Annotated in this window: 15 protein-coding genes; 6 read left to right on the top strand and 9 right to left on the bottom strand. The window is 70.9% G+C overall.

From position 1 onward, the window contains the following. Nucleotides 1-19: 19 nt before the first annotated feature. The 4 genes from JOE59_RS14295 to JOE59_RS14280 form a co-directional block, all read right to left on the bottom strand. Entirely contained in the window at nt 20-1,471 is a 1,452-nt protein-coding gene (locus JOE59_RS14295) for a glycoside hydrolase family 1 protein (protein WP_204461456.1), read from the bottom strand. Nucleotides 1,472-1,473: 2 nt separating this feature from the next. Beyond that, nucleotides 1,474-2,304, bottom strand: coding sequence for a carbohydrate ABC transporter permease (locus tag JOE59_RS14290; RefSeq protein ID WP_239561099.1), 831 nt, complete (start codon nt 2,302-2,304; stop codon nt 1,474-1,476). 119 nt (nt 2,305-2,423) lie between these two features. Next, nucleotides 2,424-3,467, bottom strand: coding sequence for a carbohydrate ABC transporter permease (locus JOE59_RS14285; RefSeq protein WP_204461452.1), 1,044 nt, complete (start codon nt 3,465-3,467; stop codon nt 2,424-2,426). 82 nt (nt 3,468-3,549) lie between these two features. Beyond that, the gene (locus tag JOE59_RS14280) at nt 3,550-4,851 is read right to left on the bottom strand and encodes an ABC transporter substrate-binding protein (RefSeq protein ID WP_204461451.1); all 1,302 of its coding nucleotides are present in this window, start codon (nt 4,849-4,851) and stop codon (nt 3,550-3,552) included. Between the two features lie 231 nt (nt 4,852-5,082). Between JOE59_RS14280 and JOE59_RS14275 the strand changes: the two genes are divergently transcribed. Then, a complete protein-coding gene (locus tag JOE59_RS14275; RefSeq protein WP_307837082.1) occupies nt 5,083-5,895 on the top strand; it encodes a M15 family metallopeptidase in 813 nt (270 codons plus the stop codon). After that, on the top strand, nt 5,888-7,219 hold the full coding sequence (locus tag JOE59_RS14270; RefSeq protein WP_204461450.1) for an MFS transporter: 1,332 nt from the start codon (nt 5,888-5,890) through the stop codon (nt 7,217-7,219). The genes JOE59_RS14275 and JOE59_RS14270 overlap by 8 nt, the downstream gene beginning before the upstream one ends. Here the strand turns inward: JOE59_RS14270 and JOE59_RS14265 are convergent. After that, entirely contained in the window at nt 7,182-8,198 is a 1,017-nt protein-coding gene (locus JOE59_RS14265) for a DUF1648 domain-containing protein (RefSeq protein WP_204461449.1), read from the bottom strand. The genes JOE59_RS14270 and JOE59_RS14265 overlap by 38 nt on opposite strands. Continuing rightward, nucleotides 8,195-8,545, bottom strand: coding sequence for a GntR family transcriptional regulator (locus JOE59_RS14260; RefSeq protein ID WP_204461448.1), 351 nt, complete (start codon nt 8,543-8,545; stop codon nt 8,195-8,197). The genes JOE59_RS14265 and JOE59_RS14260 overlap by 4 nt, the downstream gene beginning before the upstream one ends. Before the next feature lie 203 nt (nt 8,546-8,748). Between JOE59_RS14260 and JOE59_RS14255 the strand changes: the two genes are divergently transcribed. Next, nucleotides 8,749-10,092: an amidase domain-containing protein gene (locus tag JOE59_RS14255; protein ID WP_204461446.1), complete on the top strand. Its 1,344-nt coding sequence runs from the start codon at nt 8,749-8,751 to the stop codon at nt 10,090-10,092. An 84-nt stretch (nt 10,093-10,176) separates the two neighbouring features. On the opposite strand, the gene pgm is transcribed toward JOE59_RS14255, so the two are convergent. Both pgm and JOE59_RS14245 read right to left on the bottom strand, forming a co-directional pair. Further along, nucleotides 10,177-11,802 (bottom strand): phosphoglucomutase (alpha-D-glucose-1,6-bisphosphate-dependent), encoded by a 1,626-nt coding sequence (gene pgm / locus JOE59_RS14250; RefSeq protein WP_204461444.1) that lies wholly within the window; start codon nt 11,800-11,802, stop codon nt 10,177-10,179. A gap of 93 nt (nt 11,803-11,895) precedes the next feature. After that, the gene (locus tag JOE59_RS14245; RefSeq protein ID WP_204461442.1) at nt 11,896-13,173 is read right to left on the bottom strand and encodes a DUF445 domain-containing protein; all 1,278 of its coding nucleotides are present in this window, start codon (nt 13,171-13,173) and stop codon (nt 11,896-11,898) included. 100 nt (nt 13,174-13,273) lie between these two features. Between JOE59_RS14245 and pheA the strand changes: the two genes are divergently transcribed. Both pheA and JOE59_RS14235 read left to right on the top strand, forming a co-directional pair. Further along, the gene (gene pheA / locus JOE59_RS14240) at nt 13,274-14,227 is read left to right on the top strand and encodes a prephenate dehydratase (RefSeq protein ID WP_204461440.1); all 954 of its coding nucleotides are present in this window, start codon (nt 13,274-13,276) and stop codon (nt 14,225-14,227) included. A 28-nt stretch (nt 14,228-14,255) separates the two neighbouring features. Further along, the gene (locus JOE59_RS14235; RefSeq protein WP_204461438.1) at nt 14,256-15,170 is read left to right on the top strand and encodes a hypothetical protein; all 915 of its coding nucleotides are present in this window, start codon (nt 14,256-14,258) and stop codon (nt 15,168-15,170) included. Here the strand turns inward: JOE59_RS14235 and JOE59_RS14230 are convergent. Next, complete coding sequence (locus JOE59_RS14230) at nt 15,127-16,134, bottom strand: diacylglycerol/lipid kinase family protein (RefSeq protein WP_204461436.1); 1,008 nt, start codon at nt 16,132-16,134, stop codon at nt 15,127-15,129. The genes JOE59_RS14235 and JOE59_RS14230 overlap by 44 nt on opposite strands. Before the next feature lie 108 nt (nt 16,135-16,242). Here JOE59_RS14230 and serS point away from each other — a divergent pair, with 108 nt between their 5' ends. Next, nucleotides 16,243-17,508: a serine--tRNA ligase gene (gene serS, locus JOE59_RS14225; protein WP_204461433.1), complete on the top strand. Its 1,266-nt coding sequence runs from the start codon at nt 16,243-16,245 to the stop codon at nt 17,506-17,508. Nucleotides 17,509-17,513: the final 5 nt, after the last annotated feature.

The following is a 17,513-nucleotide window of genomic DNA, read 5'->3' as shown; positions in this document are numbered from 1 at the left end:
CCCCTTCTCGTGCTCCGGTTCACCCCACGATAGTGGTCGCGGCGAGCTGCCTCTTCGCCCGCACGATCAGTGCCGCGAATGCGTGCGCGCTGTCCTTCGGCGTGCGCTCGAACGTGTCGTAGTCGACCCGCACGATGCCGAACCGCTTCTCGTAGCCCCAGGCCCACTCGAAGTTGTCGAGCAGCGACCAGACGAAGTAGCCGCGCACGTCGGCGCCCTGCTCGATCGCCTCGGCGATGGCGTCGACGTGGTCGAGCACGTACCGGGTGCGCTCCGCGTCGTGCACGGCACCGTCGTCGGAGACGTCGTCGTCGTAGGCGGCGCCGTTCTCCGTCACGTACAGGGGTGGCAGATTCGGGTACTCAGCTCCCAGCCGCACGAGCAGTCGGGTGAGGCCGGCGGGGTTGACCTCCCAGTCCATCGCCGTGCGCGGCAGGCCGCGAGACGGCATCGAGACGTGCTCGCTGCCCGGGAACGGCGAACGGCCGGGCCGGTCGGTCGGTCGCAGCGACGGCGCGGTGCCCGCGGGCAGCGGATGCCCGGAGACGTTGTCGTCGTGATAGTGGTTCACGCCGAGGAAGTCGATCGGCTGCGAGATCTGCTGCAGGTCGCCGGGGAGCACGCGCGCGTCGAGCCCGAACTCGCGCACGTCGGCGAGCAGGTCGCTCGGGTACGCGCCGAGCAGCAGGGGCTCGAGGTACATCCGGTTCCAGAGGGCGTCGATGCGCCGGGCGGCCTCGAGATCGACGGGGTCGGCCGGATCGTTCGGCACCGCGTTCGTGAGGTTCAGCGTGATGCCGAGACGGATGTCGCGCCCCGCGGCATCCGCGAGGCCCCTGAGCCGCTCGACGGCGAGACCGTGCGCGAGGTGCTGGTGGTGCACGGCGGCCAGACCCGCCTCTGGGTCGTTCAGGCCGGGCGCGTGCTCGCCGCCGACGTAGCCGATGAGCGACGAGCAGAGCGGTTCGTTGAACGTCGTCCAGTGCGTCACGCGGTCGCCGAGCGACTCGTACACGGCCTCGGCGTACTCCGCGAAGCGGAATGCGGTGTCGCGGTTCGCCCAGCCGCCCCGCTCCTGCAGAGCCTGGGGGAGATCCCAGTGGTACAGCGTGAGCCAGGGCAGGATGCCCGCACCGAGCAGTTCGTCGACGAGCCGCGAGTAGAAGTCGAGGCCCTCCTGATTGACGCTGCGGCCACCGGGCACGACGCGCGCCCAGCTCGTCGAGAACCGGTAGGAGTCGAGGCCGAGCGAGCGCATCAGCGCGACGTCCTCGGGCATGCGGTGGTAGTGGTCGACCGCCCGGTCGGGGGTGTCGCCGCCGGCGATCGCGCCGGGCACGCGGGCGAACGCGTCCCAGATGGAATCCTCCTTGCCGCCCTCGTGCGCGGCGCCCTCGATCTGCGCCGCGGCGGTCGCCGAGCCCCAGATGAAGTCGGCCGGCCAGTTCCGTCGGAACGACGCGTGATTCACGTTCAACCCTTCACAGCTCCTTGCATGATTCCCGAGATGAGTTGCTTGCCCGCGATGACGAACAGCACGAGCAGCGGGATGGTGGCGAGCACCGCCCCGGTGAGCACGACCGAGTAGTCGACGTAGTACCCCGACTGCAACTGGCTGAGTGCCGTCTGCAGGGTGGGGTTCGCGGGACTCAGCACGATGAGCGGCCACAGGTAGTCGGTCCACGCCATCATGAAGGTGAAGAGTCCGAGGATCGCCATCGCTGGGCGGGCCGCGGGCAGGGCCACGTTCAGGAAGGTGCGGATCTGGTTCGCGCCGTCGACGCGTGCGGCCTCGATGAGCTCGTCGGGGATGACGTCGACGAGGTACTGGCGCATGAAGAACACGCCGAACGCCGTCACGAGGGTCGGCACGATGACGGCGCCGATGGTGCCGGTCCAGCCGAGCTCGCGCATCACCATGAAGAGCGGGATGATGCCGAGCTGCGTGGGGATCGCCATGGTCGCGATGACGAAGACCATCAGCCCGTCGCGGCCGCGGAAGCGGAGCTTCGCGAACGCGTAGCCGGCGAGCGTCGAGAAGGTCACGACCGAGAGCGTGATGATCGCCGAGATGACGATCGAGTTGCCGAGGGCGAGCCAGAACGGGATCGCGTCGAGCACCTTGGCCGCGTTGGCGAAGAAGTTGCCGCCCGGAACGAGCGGGAGCGTCTCGCCGCGGGTGGCGTTCGTGCCGCTGCCGACGACGACCGACCACCAGAGCGGGTAGGCGCCGCCGATGATGAACGCGGCGAGCAGGCCGTAGGTGAGGAAGCCCGGTCGGCTGCCGATTCCGGCGGTGCCCATCGCGCGTCGGGGGCGGCGGCCCGGGGCGCCGCTGCCGTCGTCGTAGCGGGGCCGCGCCGGTCGGTCGGGTTCGACGTCGTCGACGATCACGGCGGGGATGGGTTCGGGGGTCAGGGTGCTCATACCGCTCCTCCTCGGGTGGCGCGTTCGCGTGCGCGGCGGGTTCGGCGGGTCGGCTTGTCGCCGCCGGTCGCGATGCGCCGGGAGATCAGGAAGTTGATGAGGCCGACACCGACGATGAGCAGGAACAGCAGCCAGGCGACGGCGGCCGCTTCGCCGAAGTCGCGTCGGAAGAAGGCGAGCTCCCACATGAAGAGCACGGTGGTCTGGAACTGGCGGTCGCTGCCGCCGATGCCGCCCGCGGTCGACACGTCGAAGAGGCGGGGCTCGGCGAAGATCTGCAGGCCGCCGATCGTGGCGGTGATGATGACGAAGATGAGCGTCGGGCGGATCGAGGGGATGGTGATCGAGAAGAAGCGGCGCACGGCTCCGGCGCCGTCGATCGCGGCGGACTCGTAGAGGTCGCGCGGCACCGACTGCATCGCCGCGAGCAGGATGAGGGCGTTGTAGCCGGTCCAGCGGAAGTTCACCATCGTGGCGATCGCGATGTGGCTGAGGAAGGTGTCGTGCTTCCACTGCTGGTCGGGGATGCCGAAGACGTTGAGGATGTTGTTCACGAGGCCGTCGGCCTCGTTGAACGCGCTCGAGAAGATGATCGCCACGGCGACCGGGGTGACGATGTAGGGCAGCAGCACGCTCATGCGCCAGAAGGTCGGTGCGCGCAGGCCCTGGTCGAGCAGGTAGGCGATGACGAGCGCCACGACGAGCTGCGGGATCGACGACAGCAGGAAGATGCTGATCGTGTTGCCGATCGAGTTCCAGAACATGGAGTCGCCGAGGATCTCGACGAAGTTGTCGAGGCCGACGTAGGCGCCCTGGCCCTTCAGGAGGTCCCACTCGTGCATCGACACGACGAGCGTGTAGCCGAGCGGGAAGAGGCCGACGAGGGCGAAGAGGATGAAGAAGGGCGAGACGTAGAAGTACGGGCTCGCCTTGACGTCGAAGCGCGACAGGCGCTGACGGAAGGTCAGGGCGTCGGATGCCGCGGCTCGGCGCTGGGGGCCGGTGGTCCCGCTCTCGGGGGGCCGGATGGTCGTGGTCATGCGTGTCCAGTCGTGGGAGGTGGCGGAGAAGGGGAGGGCCCCCGGGGCAGCGCCCGAGGGCCCTCCGATTCCTCAGGTGGGACTACTCGCCGACGAGCTCGTGGAGCAGCTCGATGGTCTGGTCCCAGGCGGCGGCCGCGTCGATCTCGCCGCGGTCGAGTGCCGACAGCGGCGGGCCGAAGACGTTCTCCTGGATGACCGAGTCATCGGGTCCCTTGAACTGGGCGACGACACCCTCGGCGCGGGCGGCGAGGATCGCTCCGGTGGGGGCGCCGTTGAAGAACTCGTTCGGCGTCGCCTCGGAGGCGAGGGTCTCCTGCGCCTCGACGGTGCTCGGGAAGTTGCCCGCGGCGGCCGACTGCTTCACCTGCTGCTCGGGCTGCGTGAGCCAGTCTGCGAGCTTGGCGGCGGCTTCCTTGTGCTCCGAGGTCTCGGGGACCGAGAGGAACGCGCCGCCCCAGTTGGCTGCGCCGCCGGGGAAGACGTCGGCGAAGTCCCAGCCGGTGGAGGCGTCGCCGCCACCGGTCTCGACCTGGCCCTGGACCACGCCGAGCATCCAGCCCGGGCAGACGAACGTCGCGAAGGTGCCGTCGACGAACGACTTGCCGCCGTTCCAGTCCCAGGCCGTCTGCGCGGCCGAGAGGCCGTCGCCGACCGCGCCGGCGAGCAGGTCGTAGTTCGCCTTGAGGTCGGCGTTGTCCTCGACGTTCAGCTCACCGTCGGCGGTGTAGTAGCCCTCGGGCATCTGGTTGACCATCGAGTTCCAGACGAAGCCGGAGTGGTCGAACCACGCCTTGCCGGTGGCCTGCTGGTACTGGCGGCCGACGTCGAAGTAGTGCGCCCAATCGCCGTTCAGCAGCTCGGCGACGCTCTCGCGGTCGCTCGGCAGGCCCGCAGCCTCGAGCGCGGGGCCGTTGTAGCAGATGCCGGTGGGGCCGATGTCGGTGCCGTAGCCGATGACCCGGCCCTCGGGGTCGGTCGCCTGCTCGTACTTCCAGTCGACCCAGTCGCCCTTGCGGTCGGCGATGCCGTAGTCGGCGAGGTCGACGAACTGGTCCGAGACCTCCATGATCGCGCCGAGCCAGCCCTCCTCGATCGCCACGACGTCGGAGAGGCCCGAGCCCGCGGCGAGCTTGGTGAACGCGTCGGTGCGAGCGTTGCCGCCCGTGTCGATGTTGGTGGCCTCGATCGTGACGCCGGGGTTGGCTTCCTCGTACTCGGTGTAGAGGTCGTCGTATCCGAACGTGCCGAACGTGGTGACGGTCAGGGTGATGTCGCCTTCGGCCTCGTCGCCGCCACCTGTGGAACAGGCGGAGGCGAGGAGGGCGATGGTCGCTGCGCCGGCTACGGCTGCGGCAACCTTCGTGTGGCGTGAGAGCTTCACGGTCACTCCTTTGTGTGTGCGTGGACGGGAATGTGTCACAGTGCGTGAGAGCGCTCTCGTCAGGAACGGTGAGAGCGCTCTCACGATTCGAGACGTGACTCTATGCAGGTGGAGGGCGATTGTCAAGAGAGCGCTCTCACCCAGTGTTCCCGGCGAGTGATCAGCCCCCGCCATTCGGGTGCCGGGCAGCGCGCCAGTCAGCGCTCAGCAGGCCCGGCGTAGACTCGCACGGTGTCATCGAGTGAACGTTCCGAGGCCTCCGACGAGGCGGTGCAGCGACGACGACTCACGATCGCGGGCGCCCTGAGTCTGGTTCTGGTCGCCGTCGCCGTCGTCGTGATCGGCGCAGTCTCGGCCGGGTCGGCCGCGGGGGCGGGGGGCGCAGGGGCATCCGGTTCGACCGAGACGCCGACCCCTCGCCCGGCGCCTGGTGAGGCACCGCCGCCCGCGACCGTGGACACGTTCGACCGCACCGCGCATTCGCTCGACGACCCGAACAGCATCTGGGTGGTCGTCGACAAGCTGCGCCCCCTGAACCCGCAGGACTTCGAGCCCGACGACCTCGTCGACGTGCCCGTGCCGTACACCTGGGAGCCGTTGCTGCGTCAGGAGGCCTCCGACGCGATCGTCGCGATGTTCCAGGCGGCATCAGATGAGGCCGACCTCTCGCTCGCCTCGAACAGCGCGTACCGCTCGTACAGCACGCAGGAGGAGATCTACGACGGGGACGACCTGCTCACCGCGCGCCCGGGGTTCAGCGAGCACCAGACCGGACTCGTCATGGACATCGGCGCCGAGAGCGGCGACTGCTCGCTCGACGCGTGCTTCGCCGACACGGCCGAGGGCATCTGGCTGCGCGACAACGCGTGGCGATTCGGGTTCATCCTGCGCTACCCCGCAGACAAGACGCCCGTCACCGGATACGAGTTCGAGCCGTGGCACTTCCGCTACGTCGGCGTGCCGCTCGCGACCGAGATGCACGAGACCGGCGTCACGACGCTCGAGGAGTTCTTCGGCCTGCCTGCAGCGCCCGAGTATGAGTGAGCGCGTGCCGCATCGCGGCCTCTCGCTCACGGTGCTGGTCGTCAACCAGCTCCTCGCCGGTGTCGGCGTGGCGTCGGGCATCGCCGTCGCGGCGCTGCTCGTCGAAGAGCTCACCGGCGTCGTCGCCCTCGCGGGCCTCGCCCAGTCGGCGAGCGTGCTCGGCGCCGCGATCGTCGCGATTCCGCTCGCACGGCTCGCGGTGCGCTCGGGCCGCCACGTCGCACTCGCCACCGGCTATGCGCTCGCCATGACCGGCGCCGTGCTCGTGATCGCAGCTGCGGCGAGCGGCTGGGTGCCGCTCGTCTTCCTCGGTCTCGCGGCGTTCGGCGCCGGCAGCGCCGCAGGCCTGCAGGCCCGATTCGCTGCGACCGAGGTCGCCGCCGCCGGCTTCGAGGCGCGCTCCATGTCGATCGTGCTCTGGGCGACGACGATCGGCTCGGTCGCCGGTCCGCTGCTCTCGGCCACGGGCGACGCCGTGGGCATCGCGCTCGGGCTGCCGCCGCTCGTCGGTCCGTTCCTGTTCTCGGGCATCGCGTTCGCGCTGTCGACCCTGCTCGTGGCGACGCTCCTCCGGCTCCCGAAGCCGGGCACGATGGCGACGGATGCCGCGAGCAGCGCTCCCGAGGCCGCGGCCACGCAGGCCGATGAGCTCGCCCCCGACCATGTCGCCGATGACGGGGGAGCGGCGCCCGCTGCCGAACCCATCGGGGCGTGGGCGGCGTTCCGCATCGCCGCTCGCGAGCCGAGGTCGCTCTTCGCGATCCTCGCGATCGTGTGCTCGCACACGGTCATGGTCGGCGTCATGGTGATGACCCCGGTGCACATGACCGCGCACGGCCTCTCGCTCTCGCTCGTCGGCGTCGTGATCAGCATCCACATCATCGGCATGTACGGCGCGAGCCCGCTCGTCGGGTGGCTCGTCGACCGCATCGGCCCGCCGCGCGTGATCGGCATCGGCATCGGCATCCTGACGACGGCGGCGCTCATCGGCATCCTCGCGCCCGCCGACGACATGCTGCTCGTGCCCCTCGCGCTCGGCCTCCTCGGCCTCGGCTGGTCGTGCGGGCTCATCGGCGGGTCGACACTGCTCACGAGCTCTGTCGCGCCGTCGATCCGGGTGCCGTTGCAGGGTGCCACGGATGCCGCGATGAACCTCGCTGCCGCGGCATCCGCTGCCCTGTCGGGCGTCGTGCTGGGGGCCGCGGGCTTCGCCGGAGTGAACGTCGTGGCGTTGCTCGTGCTCGTGCCGCTCGTCGTCGCCGGGGTGCGTGCACGCCGCACGGGTCTCAGCGAGCAGGCGGGTCGACGCGCTCCCGCGCGCTGAGAGCCTCGAGCAGGGCGGCCGCGGTGGCCGCGTCGTCGACGGTCACGACGAATCGTCGGCCGTTGCGGCGGGTGACCTCCAGAGCCTCGCCGGCGCGGAGCACGATGCCGAACGCGCCGTCGGGAGCGAGACGGATGCCCCAACCTCCGAACTCGGCGGTCGGATGCACGTTCCGCACGGCGACCGCCGCGACCTCCTCGAGCGGCACGCCGAAGCGCGGGATGCCGAGGGGCGAACGGACGACGAGGCCGCGGTCGTCCACGCGCACCCGGAACACGAAGGTCGTGGCGGCGAGGAGCACGAGCAGCACGGTCACCCCGAGCATCACCCACCATGCCGTCGAGCCGGTGGCGGCGACGACGACCGTGCCGATCGCGAGCGCGACGATGCTCGCGACGATCGCGATCATTCCGGCCCGGGTCATCGTCGTGGTGCGCACCCAGACCGCTCGCTCGCCGGCGGCGAGGTCGAGCGGTTCGACGGTGCGCGCGGGGGTGCGTCCGTCGGTCGTGACGTTCGGTTGGGCGAACCACCCGCCGACCCCCGCTCCGAGGGCGAGCAGGATGCTCACGAGGAGCGGCAGCCCGATGTCGGGTGCGTCGAGCGGGTCTGCGAGGCCCCGCTGCATTCCGAACGACCAGGTGATGCCCACGACGAGCAGCACGACCGTGCCGAGCGAGAGGGCGGCGAGCAGTCGCAGCATCGGGCCCCACCGGCCGTCGCGCGTGCCGACGAGCATGATGCCCGCGAAGAGCGCGACGAGGCCGAGCCCGAGCACGGCCGTGCCGAGCGGGACCGACCATGCAGGGCCGAATCCGTCGGGGCCGCTGCCGCTCCAGTGCGTGGCGACCGTCGGCGGAACCTGGGGGAGCCACGCGACCATCAGCCCGACGCCGACGAGGGTGATGGCCGCAGGCAGCGCGCAGCCGATCAGCAGGAAGCGGCGGCGGGCGGTGCGGACGTCGGCTGGCGCGGTCATCGGTAGTTCTCCTTCACGAGGGCGGCGAGAGTGTCGGCGGCGAGGCCGAGGGTGCGGGCGCGCTCGACGAGCGCGGCGATGTCGTGGTGCAGGTGCGCGAGGGGCTCGACCGCGTCGGTGACGACGGCGCCTCGGCCACGGCGCATGTCGACGAGCCCTTCGTCGCGGAGCTGCTGGTAGGCGCGCAGCACCGTGTGCAGGTTGACGCCCAGTGATTCGGAGACGTCGCGTGCCGACGGCAGGCGGTCGCCGGCCCTGAGCCGGCCGGCCGCTGCGTCGGCGTGGACGGAAGCGGCGATCTGGGCGAAGATCGGCGTGCCGCTCGTCGGGTCGACTCGGATCAACATCGGCACAACCTTTCAAACTGTTCTATAAATACTAGAACAGTTCGCCCGATGCCGCCAACGGGAGCGGGGCGCGACGTCGAAGTCCCGGATTTCCGGGCGAGAGCGCGCTCTCATCGCCTTCCCAGAGTTTGAGAGGCTTCCTCACAAATTCGCGTGATGGGGTTGTGGACTTCCCCCCCGATCACGTACCCGGAATCCCGCCTGTGCCCTTCCCCTTCTTCTCGTCTGCCTCCACGCCCGCTGAACCACCCGCACGTCGCCGCTCGACCTATCGCGCTCCCACGTCGGGCGCCGCGACGCCTTCGACCGACCCGACGACGGACGCGACCCCCGACGCCGGTGCGACCCCCGACGCCGGTGCCGCCCCCGATGCCGACGCCGCCCCCGAAACCGGTGGCACGCCTGTCGCCGGCGCGATGCGGGCCGCCCCGGCCGACCTCGAGCGCCGTGCCGAGCGCCGTGCGCGGCACCGCGCCGAGCGCGTGCCCAACCGTCGTCCCTCGAGCGGCGCGACCCGGAGGTTCATGGCGCTCGGCTGCGCGAGCGCGATCCTGAGCGTCAGCGCGTTCGGCGCCGTCGCCGCATCCGCGGTGGACGACACGAAGCTCGCGTCGGCCGGCGACAGCGTGTCGGGCACCGAGGGCACTGCGGACACCGCGTCCTCCGCGGCCGAAGGCGACGTCATCGCGGCACCGGTCTCGATCGCGGCACGGCCCGCGGTCACGAGCGGACTCTCCACTGCAGCTGCGCCGTTCACCGGGGGCACCCAGGTCACGGTGGCGGGCGAGGAGCTCGACCAGGTCGCCCAGGTCGCCGTCGGCGGCGTCGCCGCACCCATCGTCGCGGCGACCCCCGACCAGCTGACGTTCCAGGTTCCCGCCGTCGCCGACACCTCGCTCGGCGACGTCGCGGTGGCGTTCACGGATGCCTCCGGCGCGCCGATCACCGTCGCCGCCCCCGGCACCGCGACCGTCGCCGGCGCGGCCGCCCCGGCCTCCCTCGCCGCCCAGCTCATCGAGATCGACGAGGCCGCGCTGCACGCGCCGACGCAGTCGCTCACCCTGACCTACACCTCGAACCCCGCGATCGACGCGCAGCGCGACTACGTGCTCACCTACTGGAGCAGTTACAACACCGCCCAGTACACCGTCTTGAGCGGTGTCGACTGCGCGAACTTCACGAGCCAGTCGCTCGTGGCCCGAGGCTGGAAGATGGATGCCGGCTGGTACTACGACCGGGCCACCGGTGCGATGTCGCCGAGCTGGTCGAGCTCGACGGCGATGCGCGACTGGCTGTACGGCCGCCCCGACCTCGCGACGCCCCTCGACGACTCGCAGCGAGGCCTCGTGAAGGTCGGCGACATCGCCCAGTTCGACTGGGACGGCTCGGGCGACCGCGATCACACCGCCGTCGTCACGCGCGTCGAGCACACCGCGAACGGCACGGCCGTCTGGGTCGGCGGCCACACCAAGGACGCCGACTACTGGAACGTCGACGAGGCCCTCGCCTCGGGCGGCGGCGGCGTCACCTACTTCTCGCTGCGCTGACCTCGCTCTGCGGGTTGAGCTTGTCGAAACCCACTTCGGCGAGAGCTCGGTTTCGACAGGCTCAATCCGCAGGGGCCGGCAGGCTCAGCCCCCGAGCGCCGCGTCGACGATCGCCTTCGCCTCGGCCTGCACGAGCCGCAGGTGCTCCGCGCCCCTGAACGACTCGGCGTAGATCTTGTAGACGTCTTCGGTGCCGCTCGGCCGCGCCGCGAACCACGCGTCGGCCGTCTCGACCTTCACCCCGCCGATCGCCGCACCGTTGCCCGGCGCGTGCGAGAGCTTCGCCGTGATCGGGTCGCCGGCGAGCTCGGTCGCCGCGATGGCGTCGCCGTCGAGCCTGCCGAGTGCCGCCTTCTGGGCAGCGGATGCCGCGGCATCCGTGCGCTCGTAGGCGGGGTCGCCGAAGCGCTCGACGAGCTCCGCGTAGAGCGCGGAGGGCGACTTGCCGGTGACCGCGCGGATCTCGGAGGCCAGCAGGCACAGCAGGATGCCGTCTTTGTCGGTCGTCCAGACGGTGCCGTCGAAGCGCAGGAACGAGGCGCCCGCGCTCTCTTCGCCGCCGAAGCCGACCGAGCCGTCGACGAGGCCGGGCACGAACCACTTGAAGCCCACCGGCACCTCCCAGAGCCGACGGTCGAGTGCCGCGGCGACCCGGTCGATCATCGAGCTCGACACGAGCGTCTTGCCGATCGCGGCATCCGCTCGCCAGTTCGGACGGTGGCCGAACAGGTACTCGATCGCGACGGCGAGGTAGTGGTTGGGGTTCATGAGGCCGCCGTCGGGCGTGACGATGCCGTGCCGGTCGGCGTCGGCGTCGTTGCCCGTGAGGATGTCGAAGCCCTCGTGGGCGAGCACCGAGGCCATCGCGCTCGGCGACGACGGGTCCATGCGGATCTTGCCGTCCCAGTCGAGGGTCATGAACGACCAGGTCGGGTCGACGCGTTCGTTGACGACCGTCAGGTCGAGCTCGTAGCGGTCGCGGATCGCGCCCCAGTACGAGACGGATGCCCCGCCGAGCGGGTCGGCGCCGATACGGATGCCCGACGCGCGGATCGCGTCGAAGTCGATGATGTTCGCGAGGTCGTCGACGTAGTTGCCGCGGAAGTCGTAGGTCTCGACGCCGCTCGGCTCGGCCTGCTTGACACCCTTCAGGCCGTCGGCGATGAGCTCGTTGGCGCGGGCGGCGATCCACGAGGTGGCGTCGGAGTCGGCCGGGCCGCCGTGCGGCGGGTTGTACTTGAACCCGCCGTCCTGCGGCGGGTTGTGCGACGGCGTGATGACGATGCCGTCGGCCTCGCCCTCTGCGCGCTTGGCGGGGTCGTTGTTCCACTTCAGGATGGCGTGCGAGAGCGCGGGCGTCGGCACGTAGTCGTCGAACTCGTCGGCGAGCACGCGCACCTGATTGGCGACGAGCACGTCGAGCGCGGTCGTCTGCGCGGGGGCGCTGAGCGCATGGGTGTCGGCGCCGATGAAGAGCGGGCCCGTGATGCCCTGCGAGGCGCGGTACTCCACGATCGCCTGCGTGATGGCGAGGATGTGGTCCTCGTTGAACGCGGTGTTGAACGCGGAGCCGCGGTGGCCGGAGGTGCCGAAGGCGACGCGCTGCTCGGGCACCGACGCATCGGGATGCAGCTCGTAGTACGCCCTGACGAGGGCCTCCACGTCGATGAGGTCGGATTCGATGGCCGGGGTGCCTGCGCGCTCGTGCATGCGACCAGTCTGGCACCGGCGCGGTGCCGCGTCACGGTCGATGCGTCCGGCTCTGCAACCGTTGCCGACGATCTCTCCGATGGGGGAGGGAGCTCACACGAGCGCGTGCACCGCCGTGGCGATGGAGTAGATCGCGAGCCCCGCGAGCGCGCCGACGACGGTGCCGTTGATGCGGATGAACTGCAGGTCGCGTCCCACCTGCAGCTCGAGCTTCTCGGTCGTCTCGCGCGGATCCCACCGCTCGACGGTCTCGGTGATGACCCCCGCGATCTCGTGTCGGTAGTTGCGCACGACGTAGGCCGCGGCATCAGTCACCCAGGTGTCGACCTTCGCCGCGAGGCCCTCGTCGACGACGAGTCGGGCGCCCACCTCGACGACCGCCGCGGTCAGCCCGGACCGCAGCTCGCTCGAGGGGTCGGCGAGCGCGGCATCGAGTGTGGCCTTCACCGAGGCCCACGCCTCGCCCGCGAACTCGCGCACGCGCGGGCTCGCGAGCAGCTCGTCCTTCAGCTGCTCGACCCGGGCGATCATCGCCGGGTCGTGCTGCAGGTCGTCGGCGAGCTCGGCGAGGTAGCGGTCGATCGCGAGGCGCAGGGGATGCGCAGGGTCGGCGCGCACCACCCGGATGAACGCGAGCACCTCGCGGGCGGCGCGGTCGTCCACGAGCCGGTCGACGAAGCCGGGCATCCAGCGGGGGAGCCGGTCGGAGACCATGCTGCCGAATGCCTCGGGGTGTGCCTCGAGCCAGCCTTCGGCCTTCTCGAGCACGGCGTCGACCGCGGCGCGCTGCTGGTCGGCGGCCACGAGCCGGGCGCCGACCCGGCCGATCGCCGGGCCCCACTCGGGCTCGAAGAGGTGGCGCCTGGCGAGCCGCTCGATCACGTCCTCGACGTCGTCGTCGCCGAGCAGGGTGAGCACGCCGCGTGCGGCGACGGATGCCTCGGCGGTCAGCCGCTCGGCATTGGCGGGCGTCGCGAGCCAGCCCCCGAGCCGGCGGGCGATGCCGATCGAGCGGAGCTTGCCGAGCACGACCTCGTCGGAGAGGAACTCGTGCTCGACGAAGGCGCCGAGGGTCGCGCCGATCTCGTCCTTGCGGTTCGGGATGATCGCGGTGTGCGGGATCGGGATGCCGAGTGGGTGGCGGAACAGCGCCGTCACCGCGAACCAGTCGGCGATCGCGCCGACCATGGCGCCCTCGGCGGCCGCGCGCACGTAGGCGAGCCACGGCACCTCGTCCTGCAGGGCGAACGACACCGCGAAGACGACGGCTGCGCCGATCAGCAGCCCCGTCGCGACGCGCTTCATGCGGCGCAGCGCCGCGAGCCGCTCGACGTCGGTGGGCACGGTCCGGTGCTCGTCGATCGTGGTCATCGGGGCCCTCCTCACGGTGCACGGCGCCGCGCGGTCGCACGGCGTCGCACGGTGTCGACGCTAGCCGCTCGGTCACGGCCCGGTGGATAGGCTGGCCTGCATGACGGATGCCGCGCCCACACCGCCCGAGGAGACCTACTCCTACCTGGGGCCGGCCGGCACATTCACCGAGGCGGCGCTGAAGCAGGTCGCCGCGGCATCCGGAAAGCACTGGCGCGGCGTCAACAACGTCGGCGAAGCGCTCGCCGACGTCACGAGCGGCCGCTCGACCGCCGCGATGATCGCGATCGAGAACTCGATCGACGGCGGCGTGACGGCGACGCAGGACGCGCTCGCGACCGTGCCCGGCCTCCGCATCCTCGGCGAGTACCTCGTGCCGGTGAACTTCGTGCTCGTGGCCCGGCCCGGCACCACGCTCGCCGAGGTCCGGGTCGTCAACGCCCATCCCGTCGCATACGCGCAGTCGCGCGGCTGGCTTGAGCGAGAACTCCCCGACCACGGGCACATTCCCGCGACGAGCAACGTGTCGGCCGCGGCATCCCTCTTCGAAGGCAGCCAGGCCGACGCGGCCGTCGCGCCGCCCGGCATCACCGACCACCTCGACGTCGACGTGCTCGCCCGCGACATCGGCGACAACCCCAACGCGGTCACGCGCTTCGTGCTCGTCAGCCGCTCCCGCGAACTGCCGGAGCCGACCGGAGCCGACAAGACGAGCCTCATCGTCGAGCTGCCCGACGACGAACCGGGCGCCCTGCTCGCGATGCTCGAGCAGTTCTCGACGCGAGGCGTGAACCTCTCGCTCATCCAGTCGCGGCCCATCGGCGACGCCCTCGGCCGCTACCGGTTCGTCGTCGACGTCGACGGGCACATCGCCGACGAGCGGGTCGCCGACGCACTGCTCGGCCTGCGCCGCACGAGCCCCAACGTCATCTTCCTCGGGTCGTACCCGAGGGCCGACGAGCAGACGGTCGCGTACCACTCGAAGTACGATGACGGCATCTTCATCGAGGCGCGCGACTGGTTGCGCGGCCTGCTGAGCGGCGAACCCGACTGATCGGGCGGCCCTGACCGGAGGAGCTGACGTGAGCGAAGGCGCCACGAGCGGTATCGATCCGCGGTTCGATCCGCGATACCAGCGAGGCTACGCAGGCGGCGAGGAGATCACGACGGATGCAGCGGCGGCCGTGCCTGCGGCGAGGCTGCGGGTTCCCGATCCGCCCGCGCCGGCGCCGATCGCGACGAGCGACGCCGGTCGTCCGTCATCGGGTGGGGGTCGGCCGGCACCCGCGACCCCCGTCTCCGCGGTCGACTCGGGTCCTCGTGCCGAGCGCGTCGTCGAGCGGGCTCGCAACGAGGTCGACCACGAGGAGCAGGCCCGCGACGCGTTCGTCGTCGAGGCCGTCTCGTCGGGCCGGTCGGCGATCGGCTGGCTCATCGCCGGATGGACGGTCACGCTCGCGGCGTTCGCCGCCGGGGCGTATCTGTCGTGGATGGTGAACTCCGACATCGGCTACTACACCGGCACGGTCTCGTCGGGGGATCAGTGGCTTCGAGACCTGGGCTGGACGTTGTCGCCGTCGCTGATCATGGCCGGGGCGACCGGCGTGGTCGTGGTCACGGCGCTCGCGGCGTTCCTGCACCTCCGGGGTGCCGTCGAAGCGAGCGACGATGCGGAGGGCCGGCTCGGCCGCGGCACGGCATGGTGGGCACTCGTCTCGATCGGGGCGCTCGGCGTCGTCGGCGTCGCCTGGGCCGTCGGCAGGGCCTCGGAGGCTTCGTTCGCGAACGCCGGCCTCGTCTTCGACGGAAACGGCAACCCCACCGGTGAACAGGCTGACGTGTTCGCCCAGATCGCGCTCGGCCAGTTCGCGCAGACCCTGGTCGGCCCGCTCGCGCTCGCCGCGATCGCCGCGTTCGTGGCGCTCGTCGCGGTCGAGGTGCGTCGCGCGACGATCAGCTCGGAACTCGAACGATCAGCGCGGCCGGATCGACCGTGAACCGCGCCGCGGCGACGAGCCCGAACTCGTCGCCGTCGATCTCGAACTCCTCGGGGGCCCCGTCGATCTCGAGGTCGACCGCCCGTCCGCGCAGGTAGACGATCTCGCTGCGCCGGTTGCCGCCCGTGAGGTCGAGGAACTGCCGGCCGAGTGCGGACTTGCGCAGCACGCGGTTCTCCCACGTGATCTTGCGCCAGATGAGGAGCCAGCCGAAGAGGTTCCGCGGTGCCAGCACCACCACGTCGAGCTTGCCGTCGTCGATCTCGGCGTCGGGGATCAGCTCGATATTGCCCGGCAGGTAGCCGAGGTTCGCGACGAGGATGCTCGAGACCTTCGAGCGGTGGTGTCGGCCCGCGTCGAGCCGGTGCACGGCGCGGAACGGTTTCGAGGCGGGGAGGGCCCGCAGACCCGCATCGACGTAGGCGAGCCAACCGACGCGCTTCTTCAGGTCGGGGTTCGTGTTCGAGATCATCGCGGCGTCGATGCCGATGCCGCTCATGACGAGTGAGACGTGGGTCTCCTCGGTTCCGTCGGCGCGTGTGACGTCGGCGACGATGACGTCGACGGCACGGTCGAGGCCCGCGAAGGCGAGCACGACGGCGTCGGCCTGGTCGTTGACGGGGATCTCGAGGTTGCGGGCGAAGAGGTTGCCAGTGCCGATGGGCACGAGTCCGAGCGGCACGCCGGTGCCTCGGAGGGTCGCGGCCACCGAGCGCACGGTGCCGTCGCCGCCCGCGGCGATCACGAGGTCGACGCCCGCCTCGAGGGCTTCGCGCGCCATGCCCTTGCCCGGATCGTCGGCCGCCGTCTCGATCCAGAGCGAGGGGGAGAAGTGCTGACGCTCCTCTGCCGCCGCGACCGCGGCACGCAGCGTCTCGACGCCCTGCTTGGTGGGGTTGAAGATCACGGCGGCTCGCGGGCGTCGGCCCGCGACATCCGCCGCCCCCTGCTGGTCTGCCGTCACGCTGCCAACGGTATTGCATCGCGCCGGGAATCCACCCGGTACACCCGCGCTCGCCGATGGATGCAACCGCAGATCAGGGGGTCGGATGCCGCGGCTAGACTTGCTCGGGTGATCGATCCCGTGCTGCTTCGCGAGAACCCCGACCTCATCAAGCGTTCGCAAGAACTCCGAGGCGAGTCCGTGGCGCTCGTCGACGCGGCCGTCGAAGCCGATGCCGCGCGGCGCACCGCGATCACCGTCTTCGAGGCGCTCCGCGCCGAGCAGAACGCCTTCGGCAAGCAGGTCGCGCAGGCCCCGAAAGAGGCCAAGGCCGCCCTCGTCGCCGAGGCGCAGGAGCTCGCCGCCCGAGTGAAGGCCGCGAACCAGGCCGCGAGCGACGCCGAGGCCGAGTTCACGCTCGCCGTGCAGCGGCTCGGCAACATCGTCATCGACGGCGTGCCGGCCGGCGGCGAAGACGACTTCATCGTGCTGCGCGAGGTCGGCGAGATCCCCGCGTTCGAGTTCGAGCCCCGCGATCACCTCGAGATCGGCGAGCTGCTCGACGCCATCGACATGCAGCGCGGCGCGAAGGTCTCGGGCGCGCGCTTCCACTACCTCAAGGGCATCGGCGCCCGCCTCGAGCTCGCGATCATGAACATGGGCCTCGACCGGGCGATCGCGGCCGGCTTCACCCCGCTCATCACGCCCACGCTCGTGCGCCCCGAGATCATGCAGGGCACCGGCTACCTCGGCGCGCACGCCGACGAGGTGTACTACCTGCCCGAGCAGGAGCTCTACCTCACGGGCACGAGCGAGGTCGCGCTCGCCGGCTACCACGCCGACGAGATCATCGACGTCTCGAACGGGCCGATCCGCTATGCGGGCTGGTCGACCTGCTACCGCAGCGAGGCCGGCAGCCACGGCAAAGACACTCGCGGCATCATCCGGGTGCACCAGTTCAACAAGCTCGAGATGTTCACCTTCATCGACCCGGCCGACGCCGAGGCCGAGCACGAGCGCCTGCTCGGCTGGCAGGAGGGCATGCTGCAGGACCTCGGCCTCACGTACCGCGTGATCGACACCGCGGCCGGCGACCTCGGCACGAGCGCCGCCCGCAAGTACGACGTCGAGGCGTGGGTGCCCACGCAGAACGCCTACCGCGAGCTCACCTCCACCTCGAACTGCACGACGTTCCAGGCGCGCCGCCTCGACATCCGTCACCGCACCGAGACCGGCAAGACGGCTCCCGTCGCGACGCTCAACGGCACGCTCGCGACGACGCGCTGGCTCGTCGCGATCCTCGAGACCCACCAGCAGGCCGACGGCTCGGTCGTGGTGCCCGAGGCGCTTCGCGGCTACCTCGGCGGCCTCGAGGTGCTCGAGCCGATCGCATGAGCATC

This window comes from Agromyces cerinus (assembly GCF_016907835.1).
In the GTDB taxonomy this organism is placed as follows: domain Bacteria; phylum Actinomycetota; class Actinomycetes; order Actinomycetales; family Microbacteriaceae; genus Agromyces; species Agromyces nitratus.
Note: the sequence above shows the minus strand (reverse complement) of the source record. Positions and strands in the feature narration are given on the sequence as shown.

What these genes read in the sequence shown, in the direction of transcription:
- JOE59_RS14290 (WP_239561099.1), bottom strand. Translation starts at nt 2,304, where the DNA reads ATGGGCACCGCCGGAATCGGCAGCCGACCGGGCTTCCTCACCTACGGC.
- JOE59_RS14285 (WP_204461452.1), bottom strand. Translation starts at nt 3,467, where the DNA reads ATGACCACGACCATCCGGCCCCCCGAGAGCGGGACCACCGGCCCCCAG.
- JOE59_RS14270 (WP_204461450.1), top strand. Translation starts at nt 5,888, where the DNA reads ATGAGTGAGCGCGTGCCGCATCGCGGCCTCTCGCTCACGGTGCTGGTC.
- JOE59_RS14265 (WP_204461449.1), bottom strand. Translation starts at nt 8,198, where the DNA reads ATGACCGCGCCAGCCGACGTCCGCACCGCCCGCCGCCGCTTCCTGCTG.
- JOE59_RS14260 (WP_204461448.1), bottom strand. Translation starts at nt 8,545, where the DNA reads ATGTTGATCCGAGTCGACCCGACGAGCGGCACGCCGATCTTCGCCCAG.
- pgm (WP_204461444.1), bottom strand. Translation starts at nt 11,802, where the DNA reads ATGCACGAGCGCGCAGGCACCCCGGCCATCGAATCCGACCTCATCGAC.
- JOE59_RS14245 (WP_204461442.1), bottom strand. Translation starts at nt 13,173, where the DNA reads ATGACCACGATCGACGAGCACCGGACCGTGCCCACCGACGTCGAGCGG.
- pheA (WP_204461440.1), top strand. Translation starts at nt 13,274, where the DNA reads ATGACGGATGCCGCGCCCACACCGCCCGAGGAGACCTACTCCTACCTG.